At 62.0% G+C, this 17,701-nt stretch carries 15 protein-coding genes; 6 read left to right on the top strand and 9 right to left on the bottom strand.

Annotated elements, in window-relative coordinates; all coding sequences use genetic code 11:
* Positions 1-45 precede the first annotated feature (45 nt).
* Both BTO02_RS06215 and BTO02_RS06210 read left to right on the top strand, forming a co-directional pair.
* Positions 46-921: a DUF427 domain-containing protein gene (locus BTO02_RS06215; protein ID WP_075156301.1), complete on the top strand. Its 876-nt coding sequence runs from the start codon at positions 46-48 to the stop codon at positions 919-921.
* A gap of 34 nt (positions 922-955) precedes the next feature.
* Positions 956-2,746: an MOSC and FAD-binding oxidoreductase domain-containing protein gene (locus BTO02_RS06210; protein WP_232243467.1), complete on the top strand. Its 1,791-nt coding sequence runs from the start codon at positions 956-958 to the stop codon at positions 2,744-2,746.
* Positions 2,747-2,808: 62 nt separating this feature from the next.
* On the opposite strand, the gene BTO02_RS06205 is transcribed toward BTO02_RS06210, so the two are convergent.
* Positions 2,809-3,954, bottom strand: coding sequence for a porin (locus BTO02_RS06205; RefSeq protein WP_075156300.1), 1,146 nt, complete (start codon positions 3,952-3,954; stop codon positions 2,809-2,811).
* Between the two features lie 829 nt (positions 3,955-4,783).
* Here BTO02_RS06205 and BTO02_RS06200 point away from each other — a divergent pair.
* Positions 4,784-5,449, top strand: a complete 666-nt coding sequence (locus BTO02_RS06200; RefSeq protein WP_232243466.1) for a chalcone isomerase family protein — start codon at positions 4,784-4,786, stop codon at positions 5,447-5,449.
* Between the two features lie 22 nt (positions 5,450-5,471).
* On the opposite strand, the gene BTO02_RS06195 is transcribed toward BTO02_RS06200, so the two are convergent.
* The 7 genes from BTO02_RS06195 to BTO02_RS06170 all read right to left on the bottom strand — a co-directional run bounded on the left by BTO02_RS06195 (position 5,472) and on the right by BTO02_RS06170 (position 10,361).
* Positions 5,472-5,804 (bottom strand): H-NS family nucleoid-associated regulatory protein, encoded by a 333-nt coding sequence (locus tag BTO02_RS06195; protein ID WP_075156298.1) that lies wholly within the window; start codon positions 5,802-5,804, stop codon positions 5,472-5,474.
* 186 nt (positions 5,805-5,990) lie between these two features.
* Entirely contained in the window at positions 5,991-6,164 is a 174-nt protein-coding gene (locus tag BTO02_RS34720) for a hypothetical protein (protein ID WP_198039202.1), read from the bottom strand.
* 196 nt (positions 6,165-6,360) lie between these two features.
* Positions 6,361-7,701 carry a sensor histidine kinase gene (locus BTO02_RS06190; protein ID WP_075156297.1) on the bottom strand — a complete coding sequence of 447 codons (1,341 nt, stop codon included), beginning with the start codon at positions 7,699-7,701 and terminating at the stop codon, positions 6,361-6,363.
* 30 nt (positions 7,702-7,731) lie between these two features.
* The gene (locus BTO02_RS06185; protein WP_075156296.1) at positions 7,732-8,709 is read right to left on the bottom strand and encodes a BMP family ABC transporter substrate-binding protein; all 978 of its coding nucleotides are present in this window, start codon (positions 8,707-8,709) and stop codon (positions 7,732-7,734) included.
* Between the two features lie 15 nt (positions 8,710-8,724).
* Positions 8,725-9,303 carry an NnrU family protein gene (locus tag BTO02_RS06180; protein ID WP_075156295.1) on the bottom strand — a complete coding sequence of 193 codons (579 nt, stop codon included), beginning with the start codon at positions 9,301-9,303 and terminating at the stop codon, positions 8,725-8,727.
* A gap of 123 nt (positions 9,304-9,426) precedes the next feature.
* Positions 9,427-9,813 (bottom strand): ester cyclase, encoded by a 387-nt coding sequence (locus BTO02_RS06175; RefSeq protein WP_075156294.1) that lies wholly within the window; start codon positions 9,811-9,813, stop codon positions 9,427-9,429.
* 26 nt (positions 9,814-9,839) lie between these two features.
* A complete protein-coding gene (locus tag BTO02_RS06170) occupies positions 9,840-10,361 on the bottom strand; it encodes a hypothetical protein (protein WP_156883761.1) in 522 nt (173 codons plus the stop codon).
* A gap of 53 nt (positions 10,362-10,414) precedes the next feature.
* On the opposite strand from BTO02_RS06170, the gene BTO02_RS06165 reads away from it, so the two are divergent.
* The 3 genes from BTO02_RS06165 (at position 10,415) to BTO02_RS06155 (ending at position 16,867) form a co-directional block, all read left to right on the top strand.
* A complete protein-coding gene (locus tag BTO02_RS06165; RefSeq protein WP_075156292.1) occupies positions 10,415-13,153 on the top strand; it encodes an MGH1-like glycoside hydrolase domain-containing protein in 2,739 nt (912 codons plus the stop codon).
* 375 nt (positions 13,154-13,528) lie between these two features.
* The gene (locus BTO02_RS06160; protein ID WP_075156291.1) at positions 13,529-15,664 is read left to right on the top strand and encodes a TonB-dependent receptor family protein; all 2,136 of its coding nucleotides are present in this window, start codon (positions 13,529-13,531) and stop codon (positions 15,662-15,664) included.
* Between the two features lie 60 nt (positions 15,665-15,724).
* Positions 15,725-16,867, top strand: coding sequence for a PepSY-associated TM helix domain-containing protein (locus BTO02_RS06155; RefSeq protein WP_075156290.1), 1,143 nt, complete (start codon positions 15,725-15,727; stop codon positions 16,865-16,867).
* Positions 16,868-16,905: 38 nt separating this feature from the next.
* Here BTO02_RS06155 and BTO02_RS06150 read toward each other — a convergent pair whose 3' ends face one another.
* Positions 16,906-17,673 (bottom strand): tetratricopeptide repeat protein, encoded by a 768-nt coding sequence (locus BTO02_RS06150; RefSeq protein WP_075156289.1) that lies wholly within the window; start codon positions 17,671-17,673, stop codon positions 16,906-16,908.
* Positions 17,674-17,701 lie beyond the last annotated feature (28 nt).

Genomic DNA, 17,701 nt, shown 5'->3' with positions numbered 1-17,701 from the left:
AGCCGGCGCCATGCGCAATCGATCGATAAACAAGGAGAAACCGAAATGGGACTCTCATGGCAACAAGGCCCGCTCGCGGCTGGCGCGATCGGCCGCTTCCTCGTGCCCGACCCGCTGCCCAGGCGCCTGCTCTACGCCGAGCCGCTGCGCCGCCGGATGCGCGTGCACTTCGGCGGCAAGTGGATTGCCGATAGCGAAAACGTCGTGCTGCTTTTCGAACCTGCACGCTACCCGGTTGCATATTTCCCGGAACGCGACATTGCTGCGGGGGTGCTCGAGCGGCTCGAGCACACGACGCGCCATCAGGATCTCGGCGCGACCGCGTGGTTCGCGGTGCACGCGGGCGAACAGACCGCCCAGCGCGGTGCGTGGCAACATACGGCCTTGCCGGAACACGCTAGCGTGCTCGAACATCGCGTCGCGTTTGCGTGGCGCATGATGGATGCGTTCTATGAGGAAGACGAACGGATCGTCGGTCACGCCGCGGACCCGTATCACCGCATCGACATTCGCGAAACGTCGCGGCACCTCGTGGTTCGTCATCGCGACCGCGTGATCGCCGATACGAAGCGGCCGCTCGCGCTTTACGAATCGGGCTTCGCGCCGCGCTGGTACGTGCCGCGCGACGATATCGACGAGTCCGCGCTGACGGGCGTGGAGACGAAGACGTTCTGTCCGTACAAGGGAGTGTGCAGCTACTACGACATCGACGACGCGCGTCTTGCCGCGTGGACGTATCCGGACACTTATCCGGAAGTGAGGCGGGTCGCGAACTACGTGTCGTTCGAGCCCGATATCGTATCCGTGACTCTCGACGGCAAAGCGCTGCATCTCGAGCCGGGACAAACGGTCATTCCGCATGGCGTCGATCGCGAACTCACGGTGCACGAAGTGCAATTGCGCGAGCGGCCGTCGGCATAGCGGTAACAGTGCGCATGTAACGTCGCGGAGAGGAATGATGAGTCGACTACTATCGGTCAACGTCGGATTGCCGCGCAATATCGACTGGAAAGGCCGCACGGTATACACCGGCATCTGGAAGAATCCGGTGCAGGGCCGCTGCCGCGCGAGCCGCCTCAATCTTGCCGGCGACGGTCAAGGCGATACCGCGGGGCACGGCGGCGAACAGCGCGCCGTGTTCGTCTATCAGATCGAATCGTATCGCTACTGGCAGCAAGAACTCCAGCGCAGCGACTTCACGTATGGGCAGTTCGGCGAGAACTTCACGATCGAAGGGCTGCCCGATTCCGACGTCTGCATCGGCGACCGTTATCAGATCGGCGATGCGTTGTTCGAAGTCACGCAACCGCGTGTAACCTGTTATCGCGTCGGTATCCGGACCAACGAACCGCGCATGGCAGCGTTGCTCACGTCGAGCGGGCGCCCGGGTTTCTATCTTCGTGTGCTGCAGGAAGGCGATGTCGGCGCGGGCGACGCCATCGTCAAGGTCGGCGAGGCCGACGAACGTATGACGGTCGCCGAGATCAACGCCCTGCTCTATTCTTCGCACCATCCGCGCGACGGACTCGAGCGCGCATTGCGGATCGAGGCGCTGTCGCCAGGCTGGCGCGGCTCTTTCGATGCGCTGCTGCGCGAGCAGACCAGCAGTGAGAAGGACGGCGCGAAGAGCGGTTCGACTGGCGGTAACGCCGGGCTCACGCCGGCCGCCGCCTCGCATCCGGTTGCGCCGGGCTTCCGCTCGCTGAAGGTGGCCGCACTCGATCAGGAGTCGGCGGACGTGCTGTCGATCACGCTCGAAAGCACCGACGCCGAGCCGCTGCCGATGGCGCTGCCGGGTCAATATGTCGTATTGCGTTTGCCGCGTCCCGACGGCGGTTCGCCGTTTTTCCGCAGCTACTCGCTGTCGGGCGCGCTGTCGACGCAGTGCTATCGCATTAGCGTGAAGCTCGAACCGGATGGCGCGGGCGGCACGTATCTGCATCGTCAGCTGCGTGTCGGCGCGAGGCTCGATGTGAGCGCGCCACGCGGCAGCTTTGTTCTGCAGCCCGGAGAGGGTCCGGTCGTGTTGATAAGCGCCGGCATCGGCGCAACGCCGGTGCTCGCGATGCTGCATGCGCTGTCTGCGCAGAACTCGGCGCGACGCGTGTGGTGGCTGCATGGCGCTCGCGATGGCCGTCACCACGCATTTGCCGGCGAGGCACAACGTCTGTCTCGCGCGCTCGCGCATGGCCAGAGCTACGTCTGCTATAGCAAGCCCGACGCGAGCGACCAGCCCGGCCTGCATTTCGATGCAGTGGGCCGGCTGTCGCGCGCCGTTCTGGAGCAAGCCGGCATCGAGCGCGAAGCGGATTTTTATCTATGCGGACCGGCTCGCTTCATGGCGGAAATGAAAGAGGCACTCGCCGCGATGAACGTTGCGGCCCGGCGAATTCATGCGGAAACCTTCAACGGCGGCGAATCGATGACGCCGGGCATCGTCGGCGCCCGTGCGCGAGCGCCGCATCTGCCCGAAAACGATGCGCAGACCGGCGTTTTGGTTTCGTTCGCGCGCAGCGGCATTGCCGCGCACTGGAATGCGGCTGTGTATCCAAGCATTCTCGAACTGGCCGAAGCGTGCGACGTGCCGGTCCGGTGGTCGTGCCGAACCGGCGTATGCCACAACTGCGAGAGCGGACTGGTGTCGGGGAACGTCGCTTACGGGCCGGAGCCGCTCGACAAGCCCGCCGACGGCAACCTGCTCATATGCTGCTCGCAACCCGTCGGCGACGTCGTGATCGACCTTTAGGCCGCGCTTACGCGACCCTCGAGCCACCGTTGCGCCGCTCGCGACTGCCTCGGGCCTTCCGATCAGAACGTATGACGCAGCCCTAGCGTCACGGCAACCTGATTCGGCGTCGTCGACGCTGCCGGCAAGCCGCTGATGATCGCGCCGAGCGGCAGGCCGTCCTGCGCGATATGCTGGTACTCGGTCTGCACATAGACCTGCGTGCGGACCGAGAGCAGATACGCGGCCTGCACATTGACCTGATCCCAGTGCGGACGCGCAGCGTCGATGCTGCCGTCGGTATGCACATAACCGACGGCGATCGTCCACGGCGAGCCGAGCGTATAGCGTCCGTTCACCTCGTAGTTGTTGAAGCGCGCGCTGCCGCCGTTCAGCCCGAAGCCGCCGGATACGCCCGACTCCGCCGCTGATATGCCGAGTGCGTTGTCGAGCAGCGTCGTCGTATAGACGAAGTCGGTCGTGAACGGGCCGAATGAATATTTCACGCCGGCACCCCAGATTCTTTGCCGGCCGGCAAAGAATGTCGCATCGCCGTTCAGTGCGCCGTTCGTGTTCGAGATGGCGGCGCTGGTCAGATTCTGGTTGATCTGCAGGTAGGCCGCCGCGACCGACACGCCTTTGAATGCATACGATGCGCCAAAGCTGTATGCGCGATTGTTGGCGAAATCGCCTGCATCGTTCGAAAAGCCATAGAGCGCGCCGGCCTGCAGCCCGCGGAAGTTCGGGCTTTGATACTTCACCGAATTGTTGACGCGAAAGTCGTTGTCGAGGTTGTCGTTGTCGAACGGGTGCGCAAAGAATGTCCCGCCGTATTGCGTACCCGTCAACGCAAGCGGGCCGAGATAATCGACGACGCTATCGTATTGGCGCCCCAATGTAAGCGTGCCGAATTGCGACGATGCGAGCCCGACGAACGCTTGCCGGCCGAACAGCCGGCCACCCTGACGCAAGTTGCCGTTAGCGGCGCTGAAACCGTTCTCGAGCCGGAAGATAGCCTGAAGGCCGCCGCCGAGATCTTCGTTGCCGCGCAAGCCAAAACGGCTCGTATTGATTGCGCCATCGGTCTCCTGCCAGGTGCTATGACCCGCCTGGTTATTCGTATAGGTGATTCCTTCATCGATGATGCCGTACAACGTGACACTGCTTTGGCCATAAGCGTGACCTGCAAATGCACCGGTCAACGCGAGAGCCGCCGTCATCTTCTTCATCTTGTCTCCAAGCGCGAAACGAAATGTCAGGGCATGCGCGTCCTGTGCGGCTCGACGGACGCAACATGTCTTGAACAGGCTGTAGGGGGATTTCAAGGATCAATAGGCGCGTTGAAAACATCGACCTTCCGACATTGCGGCGAGGTCACGCGCTTCTTGACCGCAGGCATAGAGCAAGGCGATGCGAGCGGGTTCCGGCGGTTCCGCTGGCCTCCCGCGCCGTAAGCAGGTGCGACGTAACGCGATCCGCTTGCCGTCGCGCGCCAGAGGCTTGATTTGCTTGAAGTAGTTACGCTTCTTTGTCTGTGGTGTTCAAGTTCGAGCTGGCGCTGGCTTTCAACGGAAACATCGCTTCGTTGGCCACCGCTGCGCGTCCGACGAATGGACATTGTTGATCGCCCGTCTCCTTTTCTGTTTTCCGACAGGCCGGCGCGCAGCTTGCGAACGAAATGAAAGTGTAGGTGACGACTACCGCAGACACGCGTGCTTTCGGTGGCCTGTGCGCACCGTCACGCCTTGTGTTGGAAACCGGATCACGCATATCGGTTTAACGACACAATATTCGATAAATTTCGGATCCCTATTAATGAAAGATGCGTGGCCAGGAAGTGCGCTTCATCAGGCAGGATGGCTGAAATGGAAGAAACACCTCGCGATGGTGGGCCAGCGCACATACACGGCGCCATTATTTTTCTATACGGACGCATGCGCACTACCGGTTAATATTCTGCATTTGGCTTTCTGCTTCTTTCAGACGAATGAGCACGCCGGCCGAACGGAGCGCCGGTCACGGCCCCCGCCCGGCCGGGTGATACGGAACCCCGGAATAGTGAAACCGACTTTTCACCACACAGGCGGCGTACCTGCAGTCGCCGGCGGCACGCAGGAGGCCGTCGTTTCAATGCAGCCCGATGCGCCGCGGCGCGCGGCGCGCGCCGCCGGCCGGCAAATCGCGCTCGCCATCGCAGCGATCGCATGCGTGGCAGGGCTGTGTGCCGTGCCATCGGGCGCGGCCATGGCCGCTCAGGACTGCCGCACCGAAATACCCGCCGCGCAATTCTCCGGCTCGGGCGAGTACCGCTTTCTCGGGCTGCATCTGTACGATGCGCAACTGTGGAGCGCGCGCCTGCCGGTCAGCTTCGATAACCGTTTCGCGCTGCAATTGACCTACGCCACGTCCGCCACGCGCGAACGCCTGACCAGCCTCGGGCTGAACGAAATGAAGCGCCTCGCGCCGACGCCGCTACCCGATGCGCTCGTGGCGCGCTGGCGCGACGACATGCTGAAGGCGTTCGTCGATGTCGCACCGGGCGACTGGTTATGCGGAGTATTTCTGCCGGGCACCGGCGTGCGCTTCTTTGCGAATGGCGCGCCGACCGCGACGATCGAAGATCCCCAATTCGCGCGGGCGTTCTTCAATATCTGGTTCGATCCCGGAACGCGCGCTAAAACGCTTAGAGCAAAGCTGCTTGGCGACGGCCAGACCGGCAGCTAGACATATCGAGCGGCCATGCCGCTCAGCCGCGCGGCGCCGTCGCGAGCCGCGTGCCTGCAAACGGATCCTTGCTCCAATCAACGCCGGAGCGACGCTGCGCAGTCGCCGCCGGCTTTTCCGATCCGATTACGGCAAAGTGCTGCAACGATTGGCCGGCGCTCGTCGCCTGCTGCAGCCATTGCGGCATGCCGCCTTTGCCGTCCCATGTGTCGCCGAACGCATTGCGATAGCGCACCGACTTCTGGCGCAATTGTTCTTCCTTGAGCGCGGCCGCAAGGTCCGCAGCCTTCATTCCCACCTTGGCCATCCGGCGACGCAGATAGGCAATCATGCTTTCACGCTTACGCTCGTCCATTTTCGCTACCTCCAGTTTTCTTTTGATCGCCTTGTTGCGCCGTGATCGTCAGGCGCTTGTGCGGTAGGGAAAGTATCGCCATCCGCAAGCGCGGCGTCGAGTTGCGTTCGCCGAAAACACTGTTGCTGCAAGCACATCAGTCGATGCGCCAGACCGATGCGCGCCACGGCCTGACGCACCGCGGCATCAGTGAATATGGAACCTGCCGCTGATACCGACGCTGACCGGCGGCCCGTAGTAATAGCCCGGGGCGTAACCGTAGTAAGCCGGCGCGGCATAGCCATAACCGTAACCCGGCGGCGCAACGACGCAGCCGCACAGGCCGCTGATTAGAGTGAGAGCAATGAGGAGGCGTGTCATCGGCTTGTCCCGCCAATTGAAATAGACAGTTCAAGTCTAGTGCTGCCCGCTCTTTGCCAGGTTTCGCCTGCACTTACACGTGTTACCTGGTGTGACCGGCGAAACGTCTCCCGGCTTTCATAAGGATTTCACAGAGCCGTAACAATGTCGATACAGGGAACGCGTCCCGTCAACAGTGAAAGCTGCGCTCGTGCGTTCAGGCCTCGAGCGCAGCCGACGCGTGCGCCGGCAAGACGAGCGTGGCGATCAGACCGGTGTGGCCGTCATGCCGGTTCTCGAGCGAAACGGAACCGCCGTGCTTCGCCACGACCGACTTCACGATCGATAGCCCGAGGCCGCTGCCTTCGACCGTTTCCGAGTTCAAGCGGAAAAAGCGGTCGAATACGCGGCCAAGCGCGTCCTCCGGAATGCCGGGGCCCGTATCGGTCACGCGCACGATGGCGCCCGACCAATCTTCGTACACGTCGATGTCCACGCTTCCGCCGGCGGGCGTGTAGCGCAGCGCGTTTTCGACGAGATTGCGCACCGCCATGCGCAACTCCCCGGCATGCGCCTTCACATAGGCAGGCTCGAAGCGCTTGACGCCGAGATCGATCGAGCGCGAGTCGGCAACCGGCAGCAGGTCCGCGACGAGCGCCTGAACCATCTGGCGCACGTCGACCCGATCCGATGCCGTGCCGGGATCGGGTTGCGCATCCGCGCGCGCGAGTTCCAGTAGCTGCCGGATCATCGTCGCCGTGCGCACGATCGCTTCGCGCAATTCGCGCAGACGCTCGCCGCGAGCAGTCTTGTCGGACGCATTTTCGAGGTTGTCGATGCGTAGCTGCAAAGCGGCGATCGGCGTGCGCAGTTCGTGCGCGGCATCGGCAATAAAGCGCTTTTCGCTGTCGATGCCGACCTGCAGGCGCCCGATCATCCGGTTGATCGAATCGGCGAACGGGCGCACTTCGTCGGGCACATGCGAGACATCGAGCGGTGTCAGATGGCTGATACCCACGGCTTCCGCCTCCGAACTCGCGCGGCCGAGCGAAGCGAACGCCGCATTGACGACAATCGGAATCGCAATCCATACGAGTACGATCAGGCATACGGTCGGCGCGAGGCTTTCGATCGCCGCGCGTTCCGCAGTCTGCTCGCGATACGAAACGGGTTGGCCAACCTGGTAGGTCAGACCGTCGGCGTCTTTTCTGAGGGTATAGATGCGGTAGTGATGACCGTTGATGAGTTCGACCGAATAGCCGCCCGGCTCATTGCGATTGAAAATGACTTCGGGATCCGTATTGTCGGTCGGTGTGGCACGCCCCGCTTCCCAGATCTGCCCGACAAAACCGTCGATCGAATGCTGCGGCGGGCCGCTCGTGCCGATCGTGCCCACCCTGCCGGCCGCGAGCCACACAGCCGCGCCTTGCAGATGCACGTCGAGCAGCTCGTCGATATGCCGCATCGACAGCCAGTAAGTCAGGCACGCATCGACCACGCCGACGGCCGCGAACAGCACGATCAATGTTCCGATGATTCGGTTTTTAAGCGATTTCATGCCGCACGGCTCCGCTCAATTTATCGACCGCTAGCGACGCGGCCAGACGATTTTCCACACGTTGTCCGATTCCTCGACCACATAGTCGCCGCCTGTGAAGCGCCCGGTCGCGGCCGCGTCGACGAAGCGTCGAAAAATGACACTCATGTCGACGATCACGCTCGCTGCGACGTTACGATACCGGTGCGACGCGTCCGTCATCCAGCCGATCGCTTTCACGCGCCCGCAACGCGAAGCCGTGGCGATGACCGCGTCGTTCGCATCGGCGACCACGATGTCGGCGCCCGCGCGAATCTGCTGCTCGGTCAGTTCGCGAGTACGCTTGCGGTCGCTCCAGTCGCCGGTCCAGTCGATCAGCACTTTCGCGTCGGGTGCCGAATCGAGCACGGTTTGCCTGAAACGATTTGCCTCGCCGCCGTCGACCGACTCGACGCCGCCCACGAAGCCGACGATTTTCGTTATGGAGGCGCGCGCGGCGACCTGGCCCGCGAGCGCGCCGCCGAGCGGCCGGCAGTCGACGCAATAATTGACGACGTTCGGCCCACGCGCCGAGCCGGCCACCGTGGCGAAAAACGCGTCGGGGTAGCGCGCGGCGGCAGTGGTGGTCGCGGCGCTCAGTTCCGAGCCTGCCAGGATGAAACCGCGCGCGCCCGCTGCGTAGCGCGTACCGATGATCTCGAGTATCCGCTTTTCTCCAAGGCTGTCCGCGTTGCGAACGACGTCGATCCGATAGCCGTCGCGCTGCAACGCCACGTATCCACGATAAGCGGCTTCGCTAAAGCCGAGATCATGGTCGCCGAACGGAATAAAAAGCACTGTGCTAAAGCGATGCGCCGCGGCGCGCCTGGTGGTGCCTTCCGGCGCGCTCCGGGCATCTCGCGCAGCGTGGCCAATCGCCGCAGTCGCGCCAAACGCGGCCAGGCCGATCAGCGCATGCATCAAGCGCCGGCGCGATGCGCAATGCGTCGCGCGTGGATTGCCGATGCGCCTTGGGTAGCCCGCAGCCATATCTCACGCTCCGCGCTAGCCTAGCGGCTTGACGCCGATCAACCACCCATGCAGAAAAAACGCAAATATCACCCATCCGACGATGCCGGCCACCACGGCCTTGAGGTCGCTCGACAACGCCCCCTTCGGATAGTCGATTGCTGCGGAACGATCCCGCCGTCGCGCGGCCGCGAAATCGACGACCGCCCAGACAAGAAACGCGCCGAACAGAACGACGGCGTTTAGCGTGCCGTTTGCGACCAGATGCGCGAACGCCCATAATGCGACGCCGATCACCATCGGGTGCTTGAGCATGGATTTGAAGTGATTGCCCGGCATATGCGCAGCCGGAAACAGGATGAACGCGATAAGCGTGAGCAAGGCGGCAAGGTGCGGCGCCCATATCGGCGGCGACCAGAGCAAAGTAGGCTCACGCCGCGCGATGGCGTAGCCCCAGATGATGAGCACGAGTCCAATAACGGATGCGATCGAATACGCGGATTTCCAGCGCTTTTCGCCGAGCTGCGCGATGCGCGCCTCGCGCCAGCCTTCCGCGAAAATCCGCACCGAATGCGCGCCAAGGAATATCAGCAACCCCAGGATCAGAACTGTCATCGCAGGCTCCAAGTGTCTAATGCCGACAAATCGCCGCGATTGTCGCGCATGATGACAGCTCTGCCAATACGCCCCGCCTATGGCGGCCCGTTCGCTGCGTTGCCTTCCATGCCCGCCTGGCCGTTATAGCTGCGCTTCGATTGCCGCTTTGTCGATGATCGACCATACGCGCACAATCTTTCCAGCCTGGACCTCATAAAACACGTTTTCGCTAAAACTCACCCTCTTCCCTTGAACGGGCAACCCGAGAAACATGCCCTTGGGAGCGCAGTCGAATAGCAGGCGGCTCGCCACCAACGGCGGCGCGACGGCTAGCAATTCAATCTTGAACTGCAGATCGGGAATGTCGCGGAAGTCACGCTCCAGCATTTGCCGGTAACCCGACAGACCAATCTGCTGGCCATTGTATTTCACGTCATTGTCGACGAATTGCGCGAGCGACGGCCAGTCCTGCGTATTCAGACAGGCGATGTAGCGGCGGTAAACATCGGCGAGATCGATATCGGTCATGGTGGGCCCTCCTCCTCATGACGCAATCATGGACCCATTTCAGACTTGTTTCCGCGGGCGGAAGCTGCTTCGCCGCATCGATTCAATTCGCGTTCGCGGCGGCCCTGTTTCCGTGCGTAGTCCCGTGCAGTGGAAAGCAGTTGCGCGCCGATCACACGGCCGTTGCACCAGGCGGCCGAGAGACGGTAACCGCACCCGCGCTGGCGCATCACCTGCTGAACGAACGAGTCGACGTCCTTCATATGCGGGCGCAACTCGGCCATGACCTGATGATATGAAGCGCGGCCGCAAGACGGAATGCGCGCCAGCGGCGCAGGGATTTCCTTGTCCGCCGGCAAAAAGCACCATTGACGGCCAACGAAACGCTGGCGTGCGCGATGCAGTCCATCGACCATCTGGTTGCCATGCGCACTGACGGCACCTACATTGTTTAGAGATCGCCGCCAGAGTTCTCTCTTTGCCGTATGCGTGACAACTGGAACGCCCACCAGCCCCCATACGATGTATCGCCGTTGTTTGAATCGCAGACCAAAGGCGACCGCCGGCATCGCGCGGTCGCATCGCCACGGGTCGAGTTCATTCAGACGTTACGGAGGAACGCATGTGCCCTGTCATCGCCGACGTCGTGGAGCAATCGCGTCTGAACGAAACGCGCGAAGCGCAAGTGCCGTGGAAAAAGTGGGGGCCCTACCTGAGCGAACGTCAGTGGGGTACGGTCCGGGAAGACTATAGCGACAACGGCGACGCGTGGAATTACTTCACACATGACCATGCGCGGTCGCGCGCCTACCGTTGGGGCGAAGACGGACTCGGCGGACTATGCGACGACCATCAGCGCCTGTGCTTCGCACTCGCGTTATGGAACGGGCGAGACCCCATTCTGAAAGAACGCCTCTTCGGCCTGACGAACAGCGAGGGCAATCACGGCGAAGATGTGAAGGAGTATTACTTCTACGTCGACAGCACCCCCACGCACTCGTACATGAAATACCTGTACAAGTACCCGCAACGCGAATACCCCTATCGGGACCTCGTCGAGACCAACCAGCGCCGCTCACGCGACGAGATGGAGTACGAACTGCTCGACACCGGCATCTTCGACGACGACCGCTATTTCGACGTGTTCGTCGAGTACGCGAAGGAAACGCCGGAAGACGTGCTCGTCCGGATCACCGCGTATAACCGCGGCCCGGAAGCCGCACCATTGCACATTCTGCCGACACTGTGGTTCCGCAATACGTGGTCGTGGGGCGAGGACCACGACAAACCGTCGCTGCGTGAAGCGGGACCAGGCGTGATTCACGCCGCGCACGACACGCTCGGCGAATACTGGCTCCATTGCGAAGGCGCATCGGAACTGCTTTTCACCGAAAACGAGAGCAATGCGCAACGGCTCTGGAACCAGCCGAACCGGTCGCCTTACGTGAAGGATGCATTCCATGCGTACGTCGTCTCGGCACAGCACGACACCGTGAATCCCGACAGAACCGGCACCAAGGCCGCAGCCCTGTACGTGTGCGACGTTTGCGCCGGCGGCAGCGCCACCATCCGCTTGCGCCTGACGGCATCGAGGCTCGTCGATGCGTTCGGCAGCTTCGACGGTACGTTCGAGATGCGCGTTGCAGAGGCAAACGAATTCTATGAACACATCACGCCTGTCGCACTGAACGACGACGAGCGGCGCGTCCATCGCCAGGCGCTCGCGGGCATGCTGTGGGGCAAGCAGTACTACTACTTCGATCTCGAGCTATGGCTGCGCGAACATGGTAGCCATCCGTTGCTCGACAGCACGCGCGGCAATGTGCGCAATGCGGAGTGGTTTCATATGCTGAACGCCGACATCATCTCGATGCCGGACAAGTGGGAATACCCGTGGTATGCGGCCTGGGACCTCGCATTCCATACGGTGGCGCTCGCGCTCGTCGATTTCGACTTTGCGAAGGACCAGTTGCTGATGATGTTGCGCAGCCTCTACGTGCATCCGAACGGCCAGCTTCCCGCATACGAATGGAACTTTGGCGACGTGAATCCGCCCGTCCACGCCGCCGCGACGCTGTGGCTATACAAGTACGAAAAGGAGCTGGGACGCGCCGATTCCCACTTCCTCGAGCGCTCGTTTCAAGGCCTGATGCTCAATTTCAACTGGTGGGTCAATCGCAAGGATCCGATGGGCCGCAATGTGTTTGCCGGCGGCTTTCTGGGTCTCGACAACATCGGCGTGTTCGATCGCAGCGCACCGCTGCCGAATGGCGGATCGCTCGAGCAGGCCGACGGCACCGCATGGATGGCGTTCTACTGCCAGTGCATGCTCGAGATGGCCATCAACCTGACCGACCACGATCCGATGTACGAAGAAATTGCGTTCAAGTTTATCCAGCATTTCATGTGGATCACCTATGCGATGGATCGACGCGGCGCACATCAGGACGAGATGTGGGACGAGCATGACGGCTTCTTTTACGATCTGCTGCGCTTGCCCGATGGACGCACGACGCGCCTCAAAATCCGCTCGCTGGTCGGCTTGCTGCCGCTGTGCGCATCGACGGTGTTCGAAGCGCCGTCGGTGGCGCGCCATCCGAAGCTGATGGAACTAATTGCGCAGTTTCGCACGCGCTACCCCGAGTTGATCGAACAGGTCGCACCGACTGACGGCAGTTTCATCGGTTACAACGGGCGTCGGCTTCTATCGGTGCTCAACAGGCGCAAACTCGAGCGCGTGCTTGGCTATATGCTAGACGAGGACGAATTCCTCGGGCCGCACGGCATTCGCTCGCTGTCCCGGCATCATTTGAAGCATCCCTATTCGATCGATGTCGGCGGGCACATCTACACGGTCGACTATCTGCCCGCCGAATCGAATACAGGCATGTTCGGCGGCAATTCGAACTGGCGCGGACCCGTGTGGATGCCGGTCAATCTGCTGATCGTGCGCGCGCTGATGAACCTGTATAGCTTCTACGGCAACGACTTCAAGATCGAATGCCCGACGGGCTCCGGACGGCAAATGACGCTGTTCGAAGTCGCTCAGGAAATCGTTCGCCGCCTGACGTCCACGTTCCTGCGTAACGCCGATGGGCGCCGCCCCGTTTACGGCGGCACCGGGAAATTCCAGACCGACCCGCACTGGCGCGATCTCGTTCTGTTCTATGAATATTTTCATGGTGAAAATGGCGCGGGACTCGGCGCCAGTCATCAGACTGGCTGGACAGGCCTCGTCGCGCCCATGATCGATCTGTTTGGCCGAATCGACGCGCAATTTGCGCTCGAAAACGAGCGCTTTCGGGTGATGGGGCAGATCGGCAAACCGCAACCGGGCCCGGAGCCGGCGCGCGCGGCATAAGGCACGTCACAGACGCCATGCCAGATTCGATAAACGCATTGGCCTTCAATTGAATCTCGGCGGCGGCGATCGAGACGAACGGTCGTTCGTCTCGATCTCTTCTCTTCCCAATCCCCTCGTAGCACGTCCACCTCGCCGCAGCGCGATCCTGCCCCTTCGCCTCAGCACGCTGCAAACCGCCTACCCGCGTTGACGGCCGGAGCACGCCGGACGTTCGTTTCGCTTCACTAGCCATCATTTCGCCTTCGAATATTTACAGTTGCAAATGACAACGATTCGCAATTAGAATGCGGTCTCAATTTTTACTGAAACATTCCGTAACAGTCCGCGAGCCTCGCGGGCCGCATTCGCTGAGCGAAGGGAACCCAGGAAATCATGGCTTTAGCAGGATTACGCTGTGCACCGATCGGCAAACTGACTCCTTATGCGGCAGCCGCCGCCATCATGATTTTTTCGATGCCGGACAGCGCCTTCGCGGTCGAAACCGCCTCGCAGGAAGAGGCCGCCCGCGTCAAAGACGACAAATCGACCGTGCTCGACCCGATCTCGATATCGGGCGACTGGCTCGGTTCCGGACTGCAGAACAGCGTAAAAACATTTGCGGGCGCGCGCGACATCGTTGACAGGAAAGAGATCGAGCAGAGCGGCGCAACCAGCATCGGCGACGTGATGCGGCGCATTCCGGGCGTGCAGGCGACCGACAATTCCGGCACGGCGGGCAGTTCGATTTCGCTGAATATCGGCGTGCGCGGCCTGACCGGACGCTATACACCGCGCTCGACGGTGCTGCTCGACGGCATTCCGCTTGCATTTGCACCTTACGGCCAGCCGCAGCTGTCGTTTGCGCCGGTGAGCCTGGGCAATATCGAATCGATCGATGTCGTGCGCAGCGGCGGCTCGGTGCGCTATGGTCCGCAAAACGTCGGCGGCGTGATCAACTTCGAGACGCGCGCGATTCCGAACAAAGCCGGTTTGACCGCCGATGCCTCGGTGCGCGAGAACGTCTACACCGAAGGCGGCGGCGCCAACACGCAATACAGTACGTTCCTCGGCACGCAACTCGATAACGGCCTCGGCGTCGCGCTGCTCTACTCGGGCCAGCAAGGCCGCGACTGGCGCGAAGGCAGCAACGACTGGTTCAACGACTTGCAGCTCAAGTACCGCTACGAACTGACGCCGACGTCCGAGATCTACGGCAAATTCTCATACTACGACGTGAAGTCGCGCACACCGGGCGGACTGACTGTCGCGCAATTCGACCAGAACCCGTTCCAGAACACGCGGCCCACCGACTACTGGCAAGGCGACCGCAAAGCGTTCGATATCGGCTATCTGAACACGATCTCGTCAACGCAGGAATTCGAAGTCCGAACCTTCTACAACGAGAGCTACCGCAACAGCGTGCTGATCAACTCGGCCAGCACGCAACTGCAACACCAGCCGCGCAATTACTCGGTGTTCGGCATCGAGCCGCGCTTCACGCAGCGTTTCCGGCTCGGGCCGACGACCCATGACGTGACGGTCGGCTATCGCTACGTGCGCGAACGCGGCGACGATTCGAGCTTCAGCCAGTCGATCGCAACCGGTCTGAACGGACCGACCACGAAGTTCGACAATTCGACCGATGCGAGCGCTGTTTATATCGACGATCGCATTGCTTACGAGCGCTGGCGCATCACACCGGGCATCCGGTTCGAACATATCGAATCGTCGCGTATCGAGGACGCGACCAATCGGTCCTTCGACAACAATAACAACCGGGGGCTACCGGCGATCAGCGTCGCATATCTGCTGACGCCGGCGCTGACGCTATTCACGGATTACGACACGTCGTTCGGGCCAGTGCAGAATCTGCAGCTTAATTCGCTATCGGCGACGAACCCGCTGCAGCCGGAAGTAGCGAAAACCTATGAAGTCGGCGCGCGCTGGTCGAGCCGCAATCTGCATGCGGAAGTGACCGCGTTCAACCTGCACTTCGACAACCAGATCGAACAGATTGCGGGCACGCAGCCGCCGCTGTTCCAGAACGTCGGCGAGACGCGCCACCAGGGCGTCGAAACGGCGATCGACTACCAGTTCGACGAAGACAGCGTGCTGCGCGGACTCGATGCTTACGCGAATTTCACGTACACGAAGGCCATTCAGTTGCAGGGCGTCAATGCGGGCAAGGACGTGCCGTTCTACTCGCGCATCACCGATACGATGGGTTTGCGATACACCCTGAATGCGTGGACCTTCAACGTGTCGACGACGCACCAGAGTTCGCAGTATTCCGACGCGGCCAATACGGTGGCCGAAACGCCAGATGCACGCATTGGACGCGTGCCGGGTTTCCGCGTCTGGGACCTGCAGGCCGACTGGAAGATTCCGAACTGGAAAGGTAGCGACATCGCCGTGGGCATCAATAACGTCGCCGACAAGCGGTATTACACGCGCAATGTCGACGGCAACGCCGGGCGTATGGTCGGCGCGCCGCGGATGGTTTATGTGCAAGGCCACTTCGTTTACTGATGCGGCACGCGGAACGCGATCAAACGGTAACGCTTCATATGTTTGCGCCCTGGATGTGTGATGCGGCGACTGCGTGACCTTTGGCTCAGCATGCACCGATGCTTCGCCCTAAGCCTCGGCTGGATGCTGGGCATGATGGGGCTGACCGGCGCATTGCTTGTCGTCGCACCGCCACTCGACGAACAGTTGCATCCGCAACTGTTCAAGGTCGCGCTGCACGATAGTTCCGGTGTCCAACGTCGCGCGGCTTTACCGCTCGAAGCGATACGGTCCGCGCTCGCCGCCGAGTTCGGCAATAAAGCAGTTTTGTCGTTTTTGCCGCCACGCAAAGCGAACGATAGCCTGTCGGTGATCGTGCGCGGTGCGTGGAACGGCACCGTTTATCTCGATCCGTATAGCGGCACCGAACTCGGCCGGCGCGGCGAAAACGAAGGCGTCGTCAACTTTCTGTTCAGGCTGCACAGTTCGCTGTTCATGGACGACATCGGCCGCTCGGTGCTTGCGATCGTAGCGCTGTGTTATCTGCTGTTGCTCGTAACAGGTCTGATCTTGTGGTGGCCGCGCGGCGTGCAGTCCGGATGGCGCATCGAGTTGCACAGGGGGCTGGTGCGCAGCCTCTTCGATTTGCATCGCGTGAGCGGCGCGACGTTTGGCGTGCTGATTGCGATTTCGATCGCGACCGGTGCGTATATGGCCTGGCAGCCGCTGCGGGGTTTTGTCACGACGCTGAACGGCGAAATGCCGATGCGCCCGCCCGCGCTGCCTTCAGCGTCACGCGTCGCCCCTGGCGCGCGGCTTCCGCTCGATGCAAGCGTCGATGCGGCGCGCGCGGCGTTTCCGCAAGGCCGCGTTTATCTCGTCCAGGTGCCCGCTAAAGCAGATCGACCCGTGCACGTGCGGCTGCATCTTCCCGACGATCCGCATCCGAACGGGCGCACGTTGATCTGGGTAGATCCCGTTACGGGCGAGGTTCTCGCGGCGCATCGATGGAACAGGCTCGATGTCGGCGCACGCGCGGTGGCAGTCGTTTATCCACTGCATACCGGTGTGCTCGGCGGACCTCTGCTCGAGGCAGTCGTCATGGTGAATGGTGCCACGCTCGCGGGGATGGCCGTGACCGGATGGTGGCTTTGGTGGCGCAGGCGCAAGACGCGTAGCGCGCGAAACGTATTGCGACAAAAAGATGGACGCGATGCGCGTTGACGTTGGGCTCGCCGCCACCGCTGAGCCGCTTTGCACCCTCAGCCCCGCGCCGGCATCGACGCCAACGCGGACTGCGCCCGCTGCAGCCATTCGCGATTGTGATCTTTCGCGTGACGCGGCCAGTATTTCGCGTCCTGCACGATATCGGCATACAGGCTGCGCGCGCTTTCCCGGTCCGCCTGATCGCCCTGCCTGACGAGCCAGTCAGCGAACAGACACCGCGGCGCCGCGTCGCTCGCGCACTTGAGCGCCGCCTCGTAAGCCGCACGCGTACCGGGCGCGCCAAGCGCATCGAGCGTGCGCGCGTAAAGCAGAGCCGGCTCGCTTTGATTGCGCGCCTGCGGGTTGGCCTTGAACAGGCGCGTCAGCGTTTCGTCCGCGGCCGAAGGCTGGCCCACCGCGAACTGCGCCTGCGCGAGGCCGAGCAATAGTCCCGGATCGTCGGCAAACGGGCCGTTGGCGGCCGTCTGATACTGTTCGAGCGCTTCGCCGGCGCGCCCGGCTTCGAGCAAGGCCGCACCGAGGCGCATTCTATGCTGCACCGTGGGCGCACGATCGAAATCGGCGCGCGCCTCGCGCAATGCGCGATCGGGGTCGACCAGCTGCGAGATCGCCCGCGACGCCGCATAGCCGCTGCGCGACTGCCGCATACCCGGCAGGCATACGGCGAAGAAATAGACGACACTGCCAAGCAGCGGAAACGCGAAAAGAATAAAAAGCCAGTAAATATTCTGCCGTGTGTGGACGGCGTGGATCGCAAAGCCGATCGCGATAATGACGTGAAGACCGATTCCGAAATAGGACATAGAGGTTCAACTTTTGAGCCGGCTATAG

Source organism: Paraburkholderia sp. SOS3, assembly GCF_001922345.1.
Classification (GTDB): Bacteria; Pseudomonadota; Gammaproteobacteria; order Burkholderiales; family Burkholderiaceae; genus Paraburkholderia.
Note: the sequence above shows the minus strand (reverse complement) of the source record. Positions and strands in the feature narration are given on the sequence as shown.